Raw genomic sequence first — 15912 nt, 5'->3', positions numbered from 1 at the left:
GGTCGCCGCGGGGCGTTAGCTCAGCTGGTCAGAGCAGCGGACTCATAATCCGTCGGTCACGGGTTCAAGTCCCGTACGCCCTACTCCCGGGAGTCGAGACGCCGTGCTCCGCGGCGAGACGCCGTGGTCGCAGTGGTACCTCGGTGAGAATCCGGTGTCTCGCCGAAGCGGCCGAGCGTCACCGGATCGTGCCGGCTCCGACGAAGATCGCCAGGACCATGAGGCCGCCGAGCACGAGCCCGATGAACAGCGGGATCGGCGCGAGGAAGACGCCGAGGACGCCGAAGACGAGTGCTGCGGTGGCAGCGCCGTCGGTGCCCGCAGCGCGCCGGCCCGTCCCACCCCGCGCCACACGCGCGCACCGGCGGATCGAGAACGCAGGAGTTGTCGTCGTCGGCTGCCGAGTACGACAACTCCTGGAGAGTCGCGTGGGTCGCCCGGCCCTCAGGCGTCCGGGCGCGACTTCTTGAGGCGCGACTTGGCCGCGCGCTCGGTCAGCACCGAGAGGTAGTCCTGCACCGGGCGGTCGGCGAGAGCGTCGAGCTCGGTGCGGACGACCGACTCCACCTCGGCCGCGGGGCGATCGGGGAAGCGGCCCTTCAGGCGCGCGGACACTTCGGACACGATCTCGTCGAGGTTCACTTCGGTGGTCACCGGGAGAGCATGCACCGGCAGGGTTAACAGCAGGTGCGAGCCGGCGAGCCCGTTCCTGGTGATCCGCGCAGGCGCGCTGAGTCCTCTACGGGGGGCGCGGCGATCGCCCGCTTCTCCCTACTCTTGACGCGGATGCGACGTCGCGTTCGCCCGCACTGCAGTACGGCTTCGCGGTGGGCGGCAGCCGCACGGTCTGCACCGCTCCGCCGGGACGGACGACGGAGGATCATCGATGGATCGCACGGAGCTCGCGACGACTCTGCACGCACTGGCGAGGACCTCGCTGTCGGATGCGGTGACCCGCGCCGTCAACCGCGGCGACCTCACGGTCGCGCCCCTGTCGGTCCGCTCCGTCTCGCCCTCGGTCGGCCGTCGAGGCGGACGGCGGCGCGCGGAGGACGACACCGTCCAGACCTCGGGAGTCAACGCCTGGGCCCTCGACGACGCGACCGCCGTCGCCCTCGCTCGCGGCGGCATCCTCGTGAAGGACCCGGTCGACGGCGTGTACGTCTCGCCGACCGTCGCCGAGCTCGCCGCGGCACGCGACGAGCAGGAGCTCGCCGGGTACCTCGCCGACGCCGAGGAGCTCATCGCCGTCGTGCTGGGCGGGCAGTCGCCCACGGGCGCCTGATCCGCTAGCACGTCCGGCGCACCGATGCCCGTACTGGCTGCTCAGAGCCGGACGTGATTGCCTGATCTCGTGCCTGATCTCCCGATGTTCCCGCTCGGCTCCGTGCTCCTGCCGCACATGCCGCTCCCGCTCCGGCTGTTCGAGCCGCGGTACCTGCGGATGCTCGGCGACGTCCTCGAGGACGACAGTCCCTCCTTCGGCGTCGTCCTGATCGAGCGCGGTCAGGAGGTCGGCGGCGGCGACCAGCGCTTCGCGGTCGGCACCGTCGCGCGCATCCTGAACATCGACGGCGAGGAGGCGTTCGTCACCCTGGACTCGGTGGGCGAGGACCGCTTCGAGGTCGTCCGCTGGTACGAGGACGATCCGTACCCCAAGGCCGAGGTGCGCTTCCTCGACCCCCTCGAGTGGAGCTCGAGTCTCGACGAGAAGCTGCAGGAGGCGGAGGCCGCCGTCCGGATGGCTCTCGCCGTGGCCAGCGAGTTCGTCGAGCAGCGCTACGGCGCGGTGGTCGAGCTGGCCGAGGATCCGGCCGCGCACGCCTGGCAGCTCGCGGGGGTCGCCCCGGTCACCGAGATCGACCGGCTGGCCTTCCTCCGCAGCACGTCGATGGAGGAGCTGCTCGAGTCCGTCCGCGAGCGCTCGGCCGAGGCGACGGAGTCGTTCCGCGCCGGCTGGGCGTGAGCCTCAGCCCTCCAGTGCGACTCCGCGCTCCTCGGCGAGCCGCGCGAGGTCGTCGACGATGACGAGCGCCATCCGCACGGAGCGGTCGCGGCGGTAGTCCTCGTCGTCGGCGTCGATCCTCGGCACCCGGTCGAGCGTCTCCTCGATCGACTGCGCGAGCTCGCGCCAGGCGTCGAGACGGGCGTCGTCGACCAGAGCCGCGAGGTGCTGCTCGTCGCGGGCCCGCTCGCGCAGCGCGTCGGCGACGGCGAGCGAGAGCTTCTCGCGGTGGTCGAGGTTGTCGATGTCCGCCGAGCGGTAGTCGTGCACGTGGTCGGAGCGGCCGTCGACGTAGGTGGCGTCGGCCGAGATCGCGTGCAGGCGCTGCGCCGCCGCCTCCGACTCGTCGGCGAGCTTCTCGAGCTCGGCCGCGGCGATGACGGAGTAGTGGCCGACGTCGAAGGGGACATCGGCGGTGAGGCCGTCCATCAGCACCCGGTTCTTGACGGCCATCCTGCTCGCGTACTGCGCGAGCATCAGGCCCTCCTCCGTGGCCTCCTCGACCGAGACCGGATCGCGGACCGGGTTCTCATCGGGGTCGAACGGCTCCATCTTGAAGCGGCGTCGACGGCGGAACCACACGCGCGTCACCTGCATCCCGATCGCGTGCCCCGCCCGCCGGAGCACCCCTCCGAGAATACCCGCAGGGCGGACAGGACGGGCGGGCGATCGTGATGGTCCCCGCGATCAGCAGACCGCGGAGGAGGGCGTCTGCGGACGGGACCCGCGGAACCGCGTGGCGGACACCTCCTCAGGCGTCCTGATCGCGTTGACTGAGCGGATGGATCACCGGCGCATCTCGGTCGTCGTCCCCGTCAAGGACGACGCCCGGCATCTCGAGCAGCTGCTCTCCCTTCTCGCCGAGCAGACGCTCGCCCCCTACGAGATCGTCGTCGTCGACGACGGCAGCACCGACGACAGCGCCGAGGTCGCCCGCGCGGCCGGTGCGCGCGTGGTCGTGCACGAGGGCGCGGGGATCCCGGCGAGCACGGCGTACGGCTTCGACGTCGCCCGCGGGGCGGTGCTCGCGCGTCTGGACGCCGACTCGCAGCCGGGGCCCGACTGGGTCGCGCGCCTCGCCGGCCACTTCGCGGATCCGGCCGTCGGCGCGGTCACCGGACCCGGCCGCTTCCTCGAGCTCGGACCGGTGGCCGGAGTCGTGGCGCGCGTGGTCTACATGGACGCCTACTTCGTCCTGATGGGCTCGGCCCTGGCGAACTGGCCGCTGTTCGGCTCGAACTGCGCCGTCCGGCGCTCGGCGTGGGAGGAGATCGCGGACGAGATGCACCGCGACGATCCCTACGTGCACGACGACGTCGAGATCAGCGTGCACCTCGGGCTGCGGCACCGCATCGTGCTCGACCGCCACCTCGTGGTCGGCATCTCGGCGCGGCCGTTCGGAGCGCCGGCCGACATGCTCCGCCGGCTCGACCGGGCCCTGCACACGCTGCGGCGCCATCGCGGGCTCGGCGCCCCGGTGCAGCGCTGGACGCACCTCGTCCGCCGCAACCGGATCGACCGCCTCCGGGCCGTCGCCGCCGCGAGGCGCGGCTAGGCGCTCGTCCGCTCCTCCCGGGGCATCGCCCAGACCGCGGCGAGCATGCCGAGGGCGAGGACCGTGAGGGCGATGCAGACCGAGCGGGTGCCCGCGGCGAGGTCGGCGGCGGCGGGAGTGCCGTCTCCCGTGGCCGAGTTGACGATCGCGCCGAAGACCGCCACCGCGACCGCACTGCCGATGTTGCGGGCGAAGAAGTTGGTCGACGAGACGACGCCGCGCTCGTTCCACTCCACGCTCGACTGAGCGCGGATGAGGGTCGGAGTCGCGACGAGGCCCATCCCCGCGCCGATGACGACGCAGAAGCCGGCGATCTCCCACAGCGACGAGGACGTCCCGAGCAGGATGGTCAGCGCCGTCCCGATCACGACCAGCGTCGCGCCGATGAAGCCCGTGGTGCGGAAGCCGATCCGGAGGTAGAGCCGGCCCGAGAGGCTCGCGGCGACGGGCCAGCCGAGCGTCATCGCCGCGACGGCGAAGCCCGCGCCGAGGGCCGAGCTGCCGAGGACGCCCTGCGCGAAGGTGGGGAAGTACGAGGTGATGCCGAGGGTGATCGCGCCGACGCAGACCGACACGAGACTCGTCGAGATCAGGATGCGGCGGGTGAGCACCCAGAGCGGCAGCACCGGTGCCGCCGCTCGGCGCTCGATCGCGACGAAGACCACGAAGGCGACGCCGGCGAGCACGAAGACGCCGATGCCGGCGGGGGAGAGCCACGGCCAGGCGCTGCCGCCCTCGAGCAGCCCGAGGATCAGCAGGGCGGTGCCGACCGCGAGCACGGAGGCGCCCGCCAGGTCGATCGGCTGACGCTCACCCCGGGTGGTCTCGCGGAAGTTGCGCACCAGGAGGAACGCCGCGAGCAGGCAGAGCGGGATGTTCACGAGGAAGATCCCGCGCCAGGCGCCGAGGTCCGAGAGCACGCCGCCGAGGGTCGGCCCGACGACGGAGGAGATGCCCCAGACGCTCGCGAGGTAGCCCTGGGTCTTCGCCCGCTCCGCGACGGTGTAGATGTCTCCGGCGATCGTGATGCCCATCGGCTGGATCGCTCCGGCGCCGAGGCCCTGGAGGGCGCGGAACACGATCAGCGCCGGCATGCTCCAGGCGAGACCGCAGAGCAGGGACCCCAGCAGGAACAGGCCGATCCCGATCAGCATGATGGGCTTCCGGCCCACCACGTCGGCGAGCTTGCCGTAGAGGGGGACGGAGACGGCCTGAGCGAGCAGATAGACCGAGAAGAGCCAGGGGAACTGCTCGAAGCCGCCCAGGTCCTCGACGATCGAGGGGACGGCGGTCGCGAGGATCGTGGCGTCGAGGGCGACCAGCGCCGTCGAGATCATCAGCGCCAGGAGGATCGGACCGCGTTCGGAGCGCAGTCCGACGCTCGCGCGAGTGGGGGCGTCGGTCATTCCCCCCACGCTATTGCAGAGCCGGGGTATGGAATGAGGGCTCGACGCGCTCGGTAGACTCGTCGTATGGAACTCGTGCTCTGGCTCGTCGTGGCCGCTATCGCCGGTGTCGGCCTCGTCTCCGGCACCGCCGCCCTGATCGCCATGACGAAGGCGCCCTGGTCCGACAAGTAGGCGGCGGCTCTCGTCAGCGGGCACGCCCTCACTGGTAGATCCGCACGACGCTCCAGCACGGATCCGTCGACGCGACCACGTCGAGCACGAACGCTCCGCCGGTCTCGAGGTCGGTGGCCTGGAAGCGCCAGCCGCCGATGCTGACCGGCGTCCCCCCGAACGTCGGCGGGAATCCCTCGAGCGGTGCCCACCACTCGCTCGTGCACGTCCACACCGTCGGCCGGTCCGAGACCCGGTAGCGACCTCCCCGCCACTCCAGCGAGACGGGCACGCCGTCGCCATCGGTCGAGACCACCGCCGTCTCCTCGATCACCGCCATCGACGGCCTCCGTTCCCTCCGCGCGACCCGCCGTACCGGTTGGTCGTTCGAACATGTGTTCGATAGTCTGCGAGTGTACGCCGCGGCGCCCGTGCTCGCCACGGCCGCGGATCGACCGGGCAGGAGGCGTGATGATCGAGTGGAGTCCCCTCCAGATGCTGCGCAGCAGCGGCCCCGACGAGTGGGTGATGGTCGACGCGATGCGCACCGGCAGGATCGGCCTCGTCCGGCGGATCGAGACGGGGCCGTACCGCGAGGCGTGGTTCCGGGCCGTCACCTGGTCGGCCGACCCGAGCCGGCGCGAGCTCGTCGGCTACTCGCCGTCGATGGAGGCGATCGCCGAGGCGCTGTGGAAGCGGCAGCCGCCCACCGCGCAGGAGAAGCCGTTCCCGGGCTATCCGCCGTCGACAGAGGCCTCTCCCCGATGACGCGGACGCGGGTGCTCTCGGCGGGGGAGAATGAGCGGATGCTCCTCGCACTCGCCGGCGGCCCCACCGGGGAGTGGCAGGTCCTCTCCGTCGACACCGGCGAGACGGTGGCGGCGGGTCGTGGCGCGCGCGAGCTCGCAGAGCTGGTGCGGGTTCGCGAGCGGGAGCGGCCCCGCTGGGTGTGGGACGACACCGCGCGCTGGTATCCCGCCCTCCTCGACGCGGGCGTGCGGGTCGCGCGCTGCCACGATCTGCGTCTGGCCAGGGCGATCCTCCGCCGCTCGGTGGCGACGGCCGGCTCGACGCTCGCGCGGGCGCCCGGTGACGCCTGGGATGCGGGCGCCGCCGTGCCCGCGTCGGGAGACACGCTCCTCGGCTTCGAGGAGGCGTCGGGCGAGGAGGGGGAGCGGGATCCGCTCGAGGAGCTCGCCCGCCAGGAGGCGGCTCTCGCGGGTGCCGCCGGATCGGGGCGGCTCCGCCTCCTGCTCGCGGCCGAGTCGGTCGGCGCCCTCATCGCCCGAGAGATCGCCGCCGCCGGCCTGCCGTGGCGGGCGGACGTCCACGACCGGGTGCTCACCGAGGCGCTCGGCCCGAGACCGCACTTCGGCGGACGGCCCGAGCGCCTCGAGGCGCTGGTGAACCGCGTCCGCTCCGCACTCGCTGCTCCCGAGCTGAACCCCGACTCTCCGGCCGACCTGATCCGAGCGCTCCGACGCGGTGGGCTCGCCGTCGAGTCCACCCGCTCGTGGGAGCTGCAGTCGCTGGAGCATCCGGTGATCGAGCCGCTGCTGGAGTACAAGAAGCTCTCGCGGCTGCTGACCGCCAACGGCTGGGCCTGGCTCGACGCGTGGGTCCGCGGCGGGCGCTTCCGGCCCGAGTACGTGGTGGGCGGCGTGGTCACCGGCCGGTGGGCGACATCGGGCGGAGGCGCGCTGCAGCTGCCCCGCCAGATCCGGGCCGCCGTGGTCGCCGATCCCGGCTGGAAGCTCGTCGTCGCCGACGCCGCGCAGCTCGAGCCTCGGATCCTCGCGGCGGTGTCGGGCGACTCCGCGATGGCGGCCGCCGGCCGGGGCCGCGACCTCTACCAGGGCATCGTCGACGCGGGAGTGGTCCCCGACCGCCCGCGGGCCAAGGTCGCCATGCTCGGCGCGATGTACGGGGCGACGAGCGGAGAGGCGGGACGGCTGCTCCCGCGGCTCGCGCGGGCCTACCCGCGCTCGGTCGCCCACGTCGAGGCCGCGGCGCGGGCCGGCGAGCGCGGTGAGCCGGTGTCGACGTGGCTCGGCCGCAGCTCGCCTCCGGGGGCGGCTCTCGACTCCGATGCGACCGACGCCCGGAGCGGCCAGCGCGCCCGCGAGTGGGGGCGCTTCACCCGCAACTTCGTGGTGCAGGGGACGGCGGCCGAGTGGGCGCTCTGCTGGATGGGGGAGCTGCGCGCGCGGATCCGCGAGGGCGACGCGCACCTCGTGTACTTCCTGCACGACGAGGTCATCGTCCACGCGCCCGAGGAGGAGGCCGACCGGGTCGCGACGATCGTCCGGGAGTCGGCGGCGCGCGCGGGCCGCGCCCTCTTCGGCGACTCGGAGGTCGACTTCCCGGTCACCGTCGCGGTCGTCGACTCCTACGACCAGGCGAAGTGACGCCCGCCCGACGAGCGATCAGTACCAGTGCGGCGAGCGGGAGTTCCACTTCGACCACGCGGTGCACGGCGAGCCGTAGACGCTCTTGATGTAGGCGAGACCCCAGTCGATCTGGGTCGCCGCGTTGGTCTGGTAGTCGGAGCCGTAGGACGCCATCTTGCTGGCGGGGAGGGACTGCGGGATCCCGTAGGCGCCGGAGGAGCGGTTCAGCGCGTTCCAGCGCCAGCCCGACTCGCCGTTCCAGAGCGGGATGAGGCAGGAGTCCATCTGGTCCTGTCCCCAACCGTGGTTGCCGAGGACCGAGCGGGCGTACGCCTGCGCTTGCGACGGCGACATGCCGTCGGTGCGGCCCGCGTACGTGCTGAGGGCGGCGATGGTCTGGGCCGAGCTGTTGGTCGCCCCGGTCGGGTCGTCGTTGCCGAGCTGCAGGGGGCCGCCTCCGGACGAGGACGCGGGCGCCGCCGGTGCGGAGACGGGTGCGGAGGCCGCGGGGGCGTTGGCAGCGGCCTGGCGGCGCGCCTCCGCCTCTGCGGCGAGCCTGGCCTGACGCTCCTGCTCCTCGAACGCGGCCTTCGCATCCTGACCGGTGGCGTACTCCTCCTCAAGGGCGGCCGTGGTGTTCTTCAGAGACGCGAGCTGCTCGTAGAGCTGGGCGCTGTACTGCTCCTGCTCGGCGACCTTCGCATCGGCGGCGGCCTGAGCGGCCTGCGCCGAGGCGAGAGCGTCCTCGGCGGCGGAGGCGAGCGTCGCGCGCTCGGTGCGAGCCTGCTCGGCCTGAGCGGCGAGGGCACCGGCCTGGTTCTCGGTCGACTCGGCCTCGGTCTGCAGCCTGCTGGTCTGCAGGGTGAGCTGGCTCATCGTGCCGAGGCGGTAGAGCAGGGCGTCGGACTCCTGCCCCCCGATGAGGAGGTTGAGGGTCGCGTCGGTCCCGCCGTTGCGGTAGAGCTGGGCGGCCAGGCGCCCGGCCTGCTCCTTGGCGGCATCGGCGTCGGCACGCGCGGCGTCGGCGCGCTCCTCGAGCGCGGTCACCTTCTGCGTCGCCTCGTCGAGGGCGCTCTTCGCGGCGTCGGCCTCGGAGGCCTTGGTGATCGCCGCGTCGGTGAGCGCGGCGGCCTGATCGCGGAGATCGGCGAGGAAGGCGGTGATCCGGTCGACCTCGGCCGAGGTGGCGGACTCGCTCGACTTCGCGGCCTCGACATCCGACCACGACGGATAGTCGGACGGGTCGTAGGCGGCGGACGCGGTCAGCGGGGAGGCCAGCGCTGCGCAGAGGACGAGGACGGTGCCCGCACCCGCCGCCACGAGGCGCCGACGCGCGCGCGAGGGAGCGCGGACGCCGAGGGGGGAGCGGGACATGCGATCCACCCTAGGCGACGGCGCCCGTCCCTGTCTCGTCCCGGCTCCCCGCCCGCCGGCCGCGACGCGGGCGCTCGACGGCGAAGCCGCGCACGCCCGACGACGCCTCGCCCTTCGACAGCTCGTCGCGAGCGGCATCGAGGAGGTGGCGCAGGGCCTCGTCGCGCACGAGGGAGGCGCGAGCGGCGAGGCGGCGCTGCGGATGCTCGTCGAGCGGATCGGAGCCGTCGAGCGGGGCGCTCGAGTAGGCCTCCAGCACGGAGTCGAGATCGGCGCCGGGCAGGCTCGAGGCGAGCAGGATCCGGTCGAGCACGTCGTCCCAGTCCTCGGCGGGGGAGGCGCCCACGCCGGTCAGCCAGGCGATCGCCTCCGCCCGGCCGCTCTCGGTCAACGCGTGCAGAGGCAGGCCGTCCTCGGTGGAGCCGGCGCCCGTGACGAGCCCCCGCTCGCGGAGGCGCTCGAGCGTCGAGTAGATCTGCCCGACGTTCACCCGGCGCCGATGCGCCGCCCGATCGAGCAGCTCGGCGTGCAGCTGGAGACCGTAGGCCGGCCCGAGGGTGAGGAGAGCCAGCAGACCGTCGCGGACCGACACGGAGCTCCTGTCGGAGAGAGGGAGGGGCGGACGATCCCGAGTATAGGCAGGGGATCCGGTGACCCGGTCTCCAGGCGCGGCGAGCCGCCTTGTCGGCGCGGAGAGGGTGTTGCATAATTCGACGTGGTGGCTCGTCCACCGTCTAATCGAAGAATGCACCGCTAGTCATCACGTGGTCCGGGTCGTTGGGGAAGACGCACCGGGACGGACGGAGGACAGCATGGTGGCGCAACAGACCCGGGGTGTGCTCTTCGTGCACTCCGCCCCCCGCGCGCTCTGCCCCCACCTCGAGTGGGGAGCGGGTCGCGCTCTCGGTCGACCCGTGAACTTCACGTGGATCGAGCAGCCCGTGCTGCGCGGCACCCAGCGAGCCGAGTTCGTCTGGGAGGGCCCGCCCGGCACCGGAGCGACGATCGCCTCCGCCCTCCGCGGCTGGGAGGACGTCCGCTACGAGGTCACCGAGGAGCCGTCCCCCGGCATCGACGGCGGACGCTGGATGCACACGCCCGCCCTCGGCATCTTCTACGCGCAGACCGACAGCGCCGGCAACACCGTCATCCCTGAGGACCGCATCCGCTCCGCCATGGAGACCGCCGGCGCCGACCCGATCGAGCTCCACCGCGAGCTCCGCCTCGCCCTCGGCCAGGCCTGGGAGGACGAACTCGAGCCCTTCCGCTACGCGAGCGACTTCGCGCCGGTGATCTGGATGCACAGCGTCGGCTGACCAGCTGCGCTGATCAGCCGAGGCTGTGCATCGTCGACGCCGCTCCCTGCGCGGCGTCGCGCGGTCGGCTTGTCGAGGTGGTGGCGTTCTCGAGAGCGTCCTGCGTTCGGCGACGTCGATTCGCTGGGACGCGAATCGCCGGATGCGCCTTTGCCGACCGGGGTGCAGGATCGGATCGTCGCCAGCGGACTACTGCAAGCCCGCTGGTCGAGTAGCCCCGCAGGGGCGTATCGAGACCGACCTCCTTCAGAGGAAGAGCCTGGAAGCCCCGCCCTCCGATGCTGGTGGATCTCGATACGCCCGCTGCGCGGGCTACTCGATCAGCAGAGTTGGCGGATCCTCCGCTGAGAGGCCCGCACCCCGTGAGCGGGCAACGCGGCGCAGCCCGCGACCTGGCCAGCGTGCGGCTCACCGAACCGACACCCGCGCCGAGACCTGAGCCCCTGTACAACGGTCACTGACACCAGCACTTCTGCCGGCACCTCCCTGCGGAAGCGCGCGGCGAAGCTCGCGCTACCACCACGCGAGCCTGCAGACCACCCTCGCGGCACGAGGCGTATCCGGCGATTCGCGTTCCAGCGAATCGGCGTCGTCGCACCGCACCGGCCCTGCGGATCGCGACCACTCCGGGAGCGGACGCGCCTGCGCCGCGCACTGTGCGGCGCAGCCCGCGTTCCGTCAGGAACGTGGCAGAGGCACCATTACGCCCCGCTACACCGACCGGAACGCGGCGACAGCATTGTGCCCGCCGAACCCGAACGAGTTCGAAAGGGCGACATGCGGTCCGTCGCCGAGCGGCCGCGGGCTCGTGACCACGTCGAGCGGGATCTGCGGGTCCTGCTCGGTGAGGTTGATCGTGGGCGGGGCGGTGCGCTCGTGGAGCGCGAGGACCGTGAAGATCGCCTCGAGGGCTCCGGTCCCGCCGAGGAGGTGGCCGGTGGCGGCCTTGGTGGCCGAGACGGCGATGTTCGGGAGGTGGTCGCCGAAGACGCGGGCGAGGGCCCGGTACTCGGCGATGTCGCCGACGGGGGTGCTGGTGGCGTGAGCGTTGACGTGGGTGACGTCGGTGCGCTCGGCTCCGGCCTGCTCGAGGGCCTCGATCATGGCGCGGGCGGCCGCGGACCCCTCGGGGTCGGGCGCGGTGATGTGGTACGAGTCGCTGGTCACGGCTCCGCCGGCGAGCTCGGCGTAGATGCGGGCGCCGCGGGCGAGGGCGTGCTCCTCGGTCTCGAGGATGAGGGTCCCGGCGCCTTCGCCGAGGACGAAGCCGTCGCGGGAGACGTCGTAGGGGCGGGAGGCGGTCGCCGGATCGTCGTTGCGGCGCGACAGGGCCTGCATCGCGGCGAAGGCGGCGATGGGCAGCGGGTGCACGACCGATTCGGTGCCGCCCGCGATGACCACGTCGGCGAGGCCGCGCTGGAGGTGCTCGTAGGCGTTGGCGATCGCCTCCGTGCTCGAGGCGCAGGCCGACACGTCGGTGCGCGCGTAGGCGCGGGAGGGGATGGACATGCTGATCGCGGCTGCTGCGGCGTTGGGCATGAGCATCGGGATCGTCATGGGGAGGACCCGGCGGGGTCCGCGCTCGCGGAGGGTGTCCCAGGCGTCGAGCAGGGTCCAGAGACCGCCGATCCCGGTCGAGTAGTCCACTCCGACGCGCAGCGGGTCGACGTCGGCGTCGGCGAGACCGGAGTCGGCCCACGCCTCGCGCGCCGAGATCAGCGCGAACTGGCTGGACGGATCGAGGCGCTTCGCCTCGGGGCGGGAGAGCACCTCCTCCGGGCGCACCTTGGCCTGTGCAGCGAACGTGACGGGGAGATCGTGCTGGGCGACCCAGTCGGCCTCGATGGTCCGGACCCCGGACTCGCCGGCGAGCAGGGCGTCCCAGGAGGCCCGGGCGGTCCCACCCAGGGGGGTGCTGGCACCGATTCCGGTGACGACGATCTTCTTGGTCATGACGAGTTCTCTGTTCCGTGACGGGTGGGTGCCGGGCGCACCCCGGGCCGAGCGGATGCCCGGGCCGGGGTGTCCGCCTCGAGGACGGGGTGCGCGAGGCGCGGACTACGCGGAGGCGTTGACGATGAAGGTGACCGCGTCGCCGACCGTCTTGAGGTTCTTGACCTCGTCGTCCGGGATCTTGACGTCGAACTTCTCCTCGGCGTTGACGACGATGGTCATCATCGAGATGGAGTCGATGTCGAGGTCGTCGGTGAACGACTTGTCCAGCTCGACGGAATCGGTCGCGATGCCCGTCTCGTCATTGACCAGTTCGGCCAGGCCGGCGAGGACTTCTTCGGTGGACAGTGCCATGGTTCTCTCCTTGAGGGTGTGGTGAGGTTGTTCGTCGAGGATTCGTTGTTCGTCGCAGAACAGGGAGTCGTCGTGACCGTGAGTCAGTTTAGGGGTGGCCCCGCGCCCCCTAAGGGAGCACCACGACCTGCGCGCCGAAGACGAGTCCGGCGCCGAATCCGATCTGCAGGGCGAGTCCGCCGCTGAGCTCCGGGTGCTCCTCGAGCAGGCGGTGGGTCGCCAGCGGGATGGACGCCGCTGAGGTGTTCCCGGTCGTCTCGATGTCGCGGCCGATCGCCACGGTCTCGGGCAGCTTCAGCTGCTTGGCGAGCTCGTCGATGATGCGCATGTTGGCCTGGTGCGGGATGAACGCGGCGAGGTCCGAGGGCTCGACCCCCGCCTCCGCCAGCGCCTGCTTCGCGACCTTCGCCATCTCCCAGACCGCCCAGCGGAAGACCGAGGGGCCGTCCTGGCGGAGGGTCGGCCACTCGGCGACGCCGTCGCGGTAGGCCTGCAGCGGGTTGTCCATGCCGACCGTGTCCCACTTGGAGCCGTCGGAGCCCCAGACGGTCTTCGAGATCCCGGCGGAGTCGCTGGGGCCGACGACCGCGGCGCCCGCGCCGTCGCCCAGCAGGAACGAGATGCTGCGGTCGGTCGCCTTGACGAGGTCCGACAGCTTCTCGGTGCCGACGACGAGCACGTACTCGGCGAGGCCGGACCGGACGAACGAGTCGGCCTGGGCGATGCCGTAGGTGTAGCCGGCACAGGCGGCCGAGATGTCGTAGGCCGGTGCGGGGTTCGCACCGATGCGGTCGGCGAGCAGCGCCGCGAGCGACGGGGTCTGCACCGTGTTGCTGATCGTCGAGACGAGGACGACGCCGATCTGGTCGGGGCGGATGCCCGCCTTCTCGATCGCCTCGAGTGCGGCCGTGGTCGCGAGGTCGACGGCCTGGACGTCGGCCGAGGCGCGGCGGCGCTCGATGATGCCGGTGCGCTGGCGGATCCACTCGTCGGACGAGTTGATCGGGCCGACGAGGTCGTCGTTCGGCACGACGAGATCGCCGCGTGCGGCTCCGATGCCGAGGATGCGCGTGTACGCGCTGCCGCTGGACTGGGTGAGGGCGGGGGTGGTCATCTGTCTCTCCTGCTACGCGGCGTGCTCGTCGATGAAGGCGCGGGCGGCGCCCAGATCGTCAGGTGTCTTCACGGCAAGGGTCGGGAGGCCCTTGAGGCCGCGCTTGGCCAGGCCGACGAGGGCTCCGGTCGGCGCGAGTTCGATGAGGCCGGTGACGCCCGCGTCGGCGAACGCCGCCATGCAGAGGTCCCAGCGCACGGGGGAGGCGACCTGACCGACGAGCAGATCGAGGAACGCCGCTCCGGAGGTGACGACAGAGCCGTCGCGGTTGGTCCAGAGGCGCAGCGTCGGGTCGGAGGGCGTGATCGCGGCCGCGACGGAGGCGAGCTCGTCGCGCGCGGGCGCCATGTAGCGGGTGTGGAAGGCGCCGGCGACCTGCAGCGGGATCACGCGGGTCCCGGGGACGGGCTCGTCCTTGAGGGCCTGGAGCGCGTCCGTGGCACCGGCGACGACGATCTGGCCGCCGCCGTTGTAGTTGGCGGGCTCGAGACCGAGCTCGGCGAGGCGCGCGAGGAGCGCCTCCTCGTCACCGCCGAGGACGGCGCTCATCGCGGTCGGAGTCGTCGCCGCGGCGGCGGCCATGGCGCGGGCCCGCTCGCGGACGAAGACGAGAGCGTCCGGTTCGCTGAGCACTCCGGCGCCGGCGGCGGCCGTGATCTCGCCGACCGAGTGACCGGCGATGCCCGCGATGCGGTCGCGTCGGCCGTCGCCGAGCAGCGCGGTCAAGGTGACGAGGCCGGCGGAGACGATCAGCGGCTGGGCGACGGCGGTGTCGCGGAGGGTGTCCGCATCCGAGTCCGTGCCGTGGGCCGCGAGATCGATCCCCACCGCCTCCGAGTGCGAGGCGACCTGCTCGGCCACCGAGGGGTCGGCCAGCCAGGGCGCGAGGAATCCGGGGGTCTGGGAGCCCTGACCCGGGGCGACGACGACGATCACAGTTCTCAGTCTTCCGATCCGCGCCGCCGAGTGCGGCGCTCTGACGTACTGACAAACCACAAAGAGCTTGTGGCGGTTCTACAACACGGCCCCGGCGGCCGCGGTGTCACTTGCGCGTGGGGCGCCTGCGCACGGCGCCGTCCGGATCGCTCATCGAGCCGAGGATGAGGGCCGACTGGAGGATGAGGGCCTCGCGTGCGCCCGTCGCATCCCAGCCGATGACCTCGGCGACCCGCTTGAGGCGGTAGCGCACGGTGTTCGGGTGCACGAACAGCTCGCGTGCGGTCGCCTCGAGGGAGCGGCCGTTGTCGAGATAGGCCCACAGCGTCGTCAGCAGCTCGGTCGAGTGCTTCTGCAGCGGGCGGTAGATCTGCGTGATGAGGCTCTGGCGGGCGAGGGGATCGCCCGCGAGGGCCCGCTCCGGGAGCAGATCGTCGGCGTTGACCGGGCGCGGCGCGTTGCGCCACGAGCGGGCGACCGCGAAGCCGGCGAGGGCGGCACGGGCGCTGCGCGACGCCTCGACGAGCGTCGGGACCTCGTGGCCGAGGACGAGGTGACCCGTCCCGAATCCCGGCTCGAGCGCCTCCGCGATCTCGAGGAACGCGACCGGCGGGCCGCTCTCCTCCGTGGCGCTCTCGCTCGGCTCGGCCCGGCCGATGACCAGGACGAGCCGGCTGCCCTGGACGCCGATGAGGACGTCGGCGGCCATGTGGCGCGCCGTCCGGCGCAGCTGGTCGACGTCGAGCATCTTGGGCGCGGTGCCGACGAGCACGGCGACCTCGCCGTGACCGTGCCAGCCCAGGGCCGCGATCCGGCTCGGGAGCTCGTCGTCGGCTTCGCCCGTGAGGATCGAGTCGACGACGAGGGCCTCGAGGCGGGCGTCCCACAGGCCGCGGGCCTCGGCGGCCCGAGCGTAGACGTCGGCCGCGGCGAAGGCGATCTCGCGGGAGTAGAGCAGGATCGCCTCGCGGAGGTCGACTCCGCCGTTCTTCACCCGGTCCTCGACCACCTCGACGGTGACCTTGATGAGCTGGAGCGTCTGGGTCAGTGAGACCGAGCGCAGCAGCTCGCGCGGAGCCGCGCCGAACACGTCGGCCGCGATCCACGCCGTGGCCGACGGGTCGTCGAACCACGAGATGAACGACGTGATGCCGGCCTGGGCGACGAGCCCCACGGAGGAGCGCCGCCCAGGAGGCATGCTGCCGTACCAGGGCAGCGTGTCCTCGAGGCGCTTGATGGTCTGCGTCGCGAGTTCGCCCGCGATCGTGCGCAGCCACGCGAGGGTCTGCTCCTTGGTCTTCGGAGCGCCCGGCCGGGGGGCCGAGCGCTCCGAGGGCAGATCTCGCGCGACCGACG

General features: G+C 72.4%; 18 protein-coding genes and 1 tRNA gene. 7 read left to right on the top strand and 12 right to left on the bottom strand.

Annotated features, from left to right (window positions below):
* Positions 1-9: 9 nt before the first annotated feature.
* Positions 10-83, top strand: a tRNA-Ile gene (locus GSU68_RS10440).
* Positions 84-178: 95 nt separating this feature from the next.
* Here the strand turns inward: GSU68_RS10440 and GSU68_RS10435 are convergent.
* Positions 179-352, bottom strand: coding sequence for a hypothetical protein (locus GSU68_RS10435; protein ID WP_159908054.1), 174 nt, complete (start codon positions 350-352; stop codon positions 179-181).
* A 92-nt stretch (positions 353-444) separates the two neighbouring features.
* Positions 445-654, bottom strand: coding sequence for a hypothetical protein (locus tag GSU68_RS10430; protein WP_159908052.1), 210 nt, complete (start codon positions 652-654; stop codon positions 445-447).
* A 232-nt stretch (positions 655-886) separates the two neighbouring features.
* Here GSU68_RS10430 and GSU68_RS10425 point away from each other — a divergent pair, with 232 nt between their 5' ends.
* Both GSU68_RS10425 and GSU68_RS10420 read left to right on the top strand, forming a co-directional pair.
* Positions 887-1285, top strand: coding sequence for a hypothetical protein (locus GSU68_RS10425; protein WP_159908050.1), 399 nt, complete (start codon positions 887-889; stop codon positions 1283-1285).
* Positions 1286-1354: 69 nt separating this feature from the next.
* Positions 1355-1966, top strand: coding sequence for an LON peptidase substrate-binding domain-containing protein (locus GSU68_RS10420; RefSeq protein WP_159908048.1), 612 nt, complete (start codon positions 1355-1357; stop codon positions 1964-1966).
* A gap of 3 nt (positions 1967-1969) precedes the next feature.
* On the opposite strand, the gene GSU68_RS10415 is transcribed toward GSU68_RS10420, so the two are convergent.
* Positions 1970-2632: a hypothetical protein gene (locus GSU68_RS10415; RefSeq protein WP_159908046.1), complete on the bottom strand. Its 663-nt coding sequence runs from the start codon at positions 2630-2632 to the stop codon at positions 1970-1972.
* A gap of 154 nt (positions 2633-2786) precedes the next feature.
* Between GSU68_RS10415 and GSU68_RS10410 the strand changes: the two genes are divergently transcribed.
* Positions 2787-3560 carry a glycosyltransferase family 2 protein gene (locus GSU68_RS10410; RefSeq protein WP_159908044.1) on the top strand — a complete coding sequence of 258 codons (774 nt, stop codon included), beginning with the start codon at positions 2787-2789 and terminating at the stop codon, positions 3558-3560.
* Here GSU68_RS10410 and GSU68_RS10405 read toward each other — a convergent pair.
* Together GSU68_RS10405 and GSU68_RS10400 are read right to left on the bottom strand one after the other, a co-directional pair.
* Positions 3557-4966: an MDR family MFS transporter gene (locus tag GSU68_RS10405; RefSeq protein WP_159908042.1), complete on the bottom strand. Its 1410-nt coding sequence runs from the start codon at positions 4964-4966 to the stop codon at positions 3557-3559. The genes GSU68_RS10410 and GSU68_RS10405 overlap by 4 nt on opposite strands.
* 202 nt (positions 4967-5168) lie before the next feature.
* The gene (locus GSU68_RS10400) at positions 5169-5435 is read right to left on the bottom strand and encodes a hypothetical protein (RefSeq protein WP_244259237.1); all 267 of its coding nucleotides are present in this window, start codon (positions 5433-5435) and stop codon (positions 5169-5171) included.
* 155 nt (positions 5436-5590) lie between these two features.
* On the opposite strand from GSU68_RS10400, the gene GSU68_RS10395 reads away from it, so the two are divergent.
* Entirely contained in the window at positions 5591-5887 is a 297-nt protein-coding gene (locus GSU68_RS10395; RefSeq protein WP_159908038.1) for a hypothetical protein, read from the top strand.
* A 38-nt stretch (positions 5888-5925) separates the two neighbouring features.
* The gene (locus tag GSU68_RS10390) at positions 5926-7527 is read left to right on the top strand and encodes a bifunctional 3'-5' exonuclease/DNA polymerase (RefSeq protein WP_159908036.1); all 1602 of its coding nucleotides are present in this window, start codon (positions 5926-5928) and stop codon (positions 7525-7527) included.
* Positions 7528-7545: 18 nt separating this feature from the next.
* On the opposite strand, the gene GSU68_RS10385 is transcribed toward GSU68_RS10390, so the two are convergent.
* Together GSU68_RS10385 and GSU68_RS10380 are read right to left on the bottom strand one after the other, a co-directional pair.
* On the bottom strand, positions 7546-8883 hold the full coding sequence (locus GSU68_RS10385) for a hypothetical protein (RefSeq protein WP_159908034.1): 1338 nt from the start codon (positions 8881-8883) through the stop codon (positions 7546-7548).
* A 10-nt stretch (positions 8884-8893) separates the two neighbouring features.
* A complete protein-coding gene (locus GSU68_RS10380) occupies positions 8894-9475 on the bottom strand; it encodes a helix-turn-helix transcriptional regulator (RefSeq protein WP_159908032.1) in 582 nt (193 codons plus the stop codon).
* 220 nt (positions 9476-9695) lie between these two features.
* On the opposite strand from GSU68_RS10380, the gene GSU68_RS10375 reads away from it, so the two are divergent.
* A complete protein-coding gene (locus GSU68_RS10375) occupies positions 9696-10199 on the top strand; it encodes a DUF3145 domain-containing protein (RefSeq protein ID WP_159908030.1) in 504 nt (167 codons plus the stop codon).
* Between the two features lie 711 nt (positions 10200-10910).
* Here the strand turns inward: GSU68_RS10375 and fabF are convergent.
* The 5 genes from fabF to GSU68_RS10350 all read right to left on the bottom strand — a co-directional run bounded on the left by fabF (position 10911) and on the right by GSU68_RS10350 (position 15895).
* Positions 10911-12152 carry a beta-ketoacyl-ACP synthase II gene (fabF, locus tag GSU68_RS10370; RefSeq protein WP_159908028.1) on the bottom strand — a complete coding sequence of 414 codons (1242 nt, stop codon included), beginning with the start codon at positions 12150-12152 and terminating at the stop codon, positions 10911-10913.
* A gap of 105 nt (positions 12153-12257) precedes the next feature.
* Positions 12258-12506: an acyl carrier protein gene (locus GSU68_RS10365; RefSeq protein ID WP_159859490.1), complete on the bottom strand. Its 249-nt coding sequence runs from the start codon at positions 12504-12506 to the stop codon at positions 12258-12260.
* Between the two features lie 109 nt (positions 12507-12615).
* Positions 12616-13620, bottom strand: coding sequence for a beta-ketoacyl-ACP synthase III (locus GSU68_RS10360; protein WP_159908026.1), 1005 nt, complete (start codon positions 13618-13620; stop codon positions 12616-12618).
* 12 nt (positions 13621-13632) lie between these two features.
* Complete coding sequence (locus tag GSU68_RS10355; RefSeq protein ID WP_159908024.1) at positions 13633-14556, bottom strand: ACP S-malonyltransferase; 924 nt, start codon at positions 14554-14556, stop codon at positions 13633-13635.
* A 106-nt stretch (positions 14557-14662) separates the two neighbouring features.
* The gene (locus GSU68_RS10350) at positions 14663-15895 is read right to left on the bottom strand and encodes a helix-turn-helix domain-containing protein (protein ID WP_159910243.1); all 1233 of its coding nucleotides are present in this window, start codon (positions 15893-15895) and stop codon (positions 14663-14665) included.
* Positions 15896-15912 lie beyond the last annotated feature (17 nt).

Origin of the sequence: Rathayibacter sp. VKM Ac-2759 (assembly GCF_009834225.1) — a bacterium.
Classification (GTDB): domain Bacteria; phylum Actinomycetota; class Actinomycetes; order Actinomycetales; family Microbacteriaceae; genus Rathayibacter.
The sequence above is the reverse complement of the archived record's forward strand: the minus strand, read 5'-3'. Positions and strand labels throughout refer to the sequence as shown.

What these genes read in the sequence shown, in the direction of transcription:
- GSU68_RS10385 (WP_159908034.1), bottom strand. Translation starts at nt 8,883, where the DNA reads ATGTCCCGCTCCCCCCTCGGCGTCCGCGCTCCCTCGCGCGCGCGTCGG.
- GSU68_RS10360 (WP_159908026.1), bottom strand. Translation starts at nt 13,620, where the DNA reads ATGACCACCCCCGCCCTCACCCAGTCCAGCGGCAGCGCGTACACGCGC.
- fabF (WP_159908028.1), bottom strand. Translation starts at nt 12,152, where the DNA reads ATGACCAAGAAGATCGTCGTCACCGGAATCGGTGCCAGCACCCCCCTG.
- GSU68_RS10405 (WP_159908042.1), bottom strand. Translation starts at nt 4,966, where the DNA reads ATGACCGACGCCCCCACTCGCGCGAGCGTCGGACTGCGCTCCGAACGC.
- GSU68_RS10375 (WP_159908030.1), top strand. Translation starts at nt 9,696, where the DNA reads ATGGTGGCGCAACAGACCCGGGGTGTGCTCTTCGTGCACTCCGCCCCC.
- GSU68_RS10365 (WP_159859490.1), bottom strand. Translation starts at nt 12,506, where the DNA reads ATGGCACTGTCCACCGAAGAAGTCCTCGCCGGCCTGGCCGAACTGGTC.
- GSU68_RS10395 (WP_159908038.1), top strand. Translation starts at nt 5,591, where the DNA reads ATGATCGAGTGGAGTCCCCTCCAGATGCTGCGCAGCAGCGGCCCCGAC.
- GSU68_RS10390 (WP_159908036.1), top strand. Translation starts at nt 5,926, where the DNA reads ATGCTCCTCGCACTCGCCGGCGGCCCCACCGGGGAGTGGCAGGTCCTC.
- GSU68_RS10425 (WP_159908050.1), top strand. Translation starts at nt 887, where the DNA reads ATGGATCGCACGGAGCTCGCGACGACTCTGCACGCACTGGCGAGGACC.
- GSU68_RS10410 (WP_159908044.1), top strand. Translation starts at nt 2,787, where the DNA reads ATGGATCACCGGCGCATCTCGGTCGTCGTCCCCGTCAAGGACGACGCC.